This window comes from Vibrio sp. 10N.222.55.C6 (assembly GCF_041473395.1).
GTDB classification, from domain to species: domain Bacteria; phylum Pseudomonadota; class Gammaproteobacteria; order Enterobacterales; family Vibrionaceae; genus Vibrio; species Vibrio crassostreae_C.
In genome coordinates this window covers 880-1,126 of record NZ_JBFRSD010000086.1, presented here as the reverse complement: position 1 = coordinate 1,126, position 247 = coordinate 880, and the positions used below count along the sequence as shown (strand labels likewise).

Annotated in this window: 1 pseudogene; it reads right to left on the bottom strand. The window is 44.5% G+C overall.

The annotated features are described in order from the left end of the window. Positions 1-247: pseudogene (locus AB4486_RS22665) on the bottom strand (sensor histidine kinase); the annotation flags it as partial.

Genomic DNA, 247 nt, shown 5'->3' with positions numbered 1-247 from the left:
TCGGTAATCACTTTAATTGTCGCTGGCTCATGGTTTTTATTATCAATATCAGACATTGCACGCTGCTGTTGGGTGTTACACGCATCGGTCGCATTGTTGATGAGATTAACTATCACTTGTTGGAGGCCCACAGGGTCAATATAGAGCTCAACAGGTTGACCCACGACGTAACGCTCAATGGTAATTTGGTGCTGTTCGAGACGGAATTGCAACAGTTCAATAGTGTCCGTGAGCAACTGCTCTATAT